This window comes from Streptomyces griseorubiginosus, from assembly GCF_017614965.1.
Lineage (GTDB): Bacteria > Actinomycetota > Actinomycetes > Streptomycetales > Streptomycetaceae > Streptomyces > Streptomyces griseorubiginosus_B.
The window spans coordinates 1-1965 of sequence record NZ_WVUG01000597.1 but is presented as its reverse complement, the minus strand read 5'-3'; the positions used below and the strand labels follow the sequence as shown (position 1 = coordinate 1965).

General features: G+C 73.8%; 2 protein-coding genes. One reads left to right on the top strand and one right to left on the bottom strand.

What is annotated here, in order from left to right:
• Nucleotides 1-555: class E sortase (locus tag GRC12_RS44030; protein ID WP_208786032.1), on the top strand; the 555-nt coding region annotated here is incomplete at its 5' end.
• 55 nt (nt 556-610) lie between these two features.
• Here GRC12_RS44030 and GRC12_RS44025 read toward each other — a convergent pair.
• A partial coding sequence (locus GRC12_RS44025) for an MFS transporter (protein WP_208786031.1) occupies nt 611-1965 on the bottom strand: 1355 nt, incomplete at its 5' end.

The following is a 1965-nucleotide window of genomic DNA, read 5'->3' as shown; positions in this document are numbered from 1 at the left end:
GCCGTGACGCCGGCGGTCCCGCGGTCGTACGGCGGCTCGGGCGGCGGGGGCGGTGGTACGGGTCGACGGACCACCGCCGTACGGCAGTCGAGCCCCTCCTGGTCCCAGGCGTACGCCGTGCTGGTCATCCCGCGCCTCGGCCTGCGCGTGCCGGTCGCCGAGGGCGTCGGCAAGCAGGCGGTCCTCAACAAGGGGTACGTCGGCCACTACCGCGGCACCGCTCAGCCCGGCCAGGCGGGCAACTTCGCCCTCGCGGGCCACCGCAACACCCACGGCGAGCCGTTCCGCTACCTCAACCACCTGCGGATCAGGGACGTGGTGGAGGTGGAGACGCGCGAGGCGACGTACACGTACTCGGTCGACAAGACCCTGCCGCAGACGTCGGCGCGGGACTCCGGGGTCATACGGCCGATTCCGCGTTCCGTCGTCAAGCCGGGTCACGGCTACGGGCAACCCGGCTACTACATCACGCTGACGACGTGCACACCGGAGTTCACGTCCCGGTACCGGATGGTGGTGTGGGGGAAGCTGGTGTCCATGCGGCCGAGGGGCTGACTCATGGACGGGCGTGGGGAGTTCAGCCGAGTCGGCCTCAGCCGAATAGGCCGGGTCAGGCGCGCTCCCGCAACGCCGGCACCGCCACCGCCGCCAGCAGCGCCAACCCCGCCGACACCACCAGGGCGACGTTCGCGCCGTGACCCAGGCCGCCCCCGGAGGACGTGACGATGGCGATCGTCAGGGCGACGCCGGCGCAGGAACCGATGTAACGGAAGGTCTGCTGGGCGCCCGAGCCCATGGCCGCGCGGGCCGCCGGGACGGACTCGACGGAGAGCAGGGGCAGGGCGGCGTTGAGCAGGCCGCTGCCCACGCCCCCGAGGACGAGGCCCGGCAGAAGGCGGTGCCAGGTGCCGGAGTCGATGGCGCCGAGCATCGTCAGGACACCGGCGGCGTGCAGGGTGAAGCCCGCGGCGAGCTGGTGGCGGGGCGGCACGCGGCCGGCCAGGCGCTTGGCCTGGAGGGCGACCAGGAAGGACAGGCCGGACCAGAGCAGGAACAGCCAGGCCGTGTCCATGGGGGTCAGGCCGAGCACCTGCTGGAAGAGGACCGGGAAGAAGCTGAAGAGGCCGATCACCGCCAGGCCCGTGAACAGTCCGCCGGCCGAGGAGGCCAGGAAGCCGGGGCGGCGCAACAGGGTCAGGTCGATCATCGGGGTCGCCGTGCGGAGTTCCACCAGGGCGAACAGGCCCAGTAGGACGACGGTCGCCAGGAACAGCAGGCCGACCTCGGGGCGCAGCCAGCCGTCGCGGCCCAGCGTCAGCGCCGCCACCAGGGAGACCAGCGCCAGGCCGAAGGTCAGTGCGCCCACGATGTCGGGGCGTCCGCCTCTCGGGGAGCGCGACTCCGACAGAGTACGGACGCTCAGCGCCGTGACCAGCAGGGTCGCGGCGCCCAGGACGCCGTACGCGAACCGCCAGCTCGGCAGGGAGCCCGCGAGCAGGGGGCCCGCCGCGATGCCGCCGCTGACGAAGGCGCCCCAGACGCCGGTCGCGTGCAGGCGGCCGCGGGGGGTCGGGAAGGCGTGCACCAGCAGGCCGAGGCTGCTCGCCAGGATCGCCGCGCTCGCCGCGCCCTGGGCGACGCGGGCCAGGGTGAAGAGCCAGGTGGAGGAGGCCAGGGCGCCCAGGGCCGTGGTGATGCCGAGGGTGAGGGTGCCGAGCAGGAAGATCCGGCGGCGGCCGTAGTCGTCGGCGAGGCTGCCGGCGACCAGGAGGAGGGCGGCGAGGCCGAGCGGGGTGCCGTTGATGAGCCAGGCCTGCGCGGAGAGCGGTGTGTGGAGGGCGGCGGCGGTGTCGGGGAGCGTGACGATCGGCGCGGTGTACGTCATCAGCGTCACGGCGGTCGCCGCGCTGGTCAGGGCGAGGGTGGCGCGGGGATGAGGGGGCGCCTCGGAGTGGGGTACGGCGG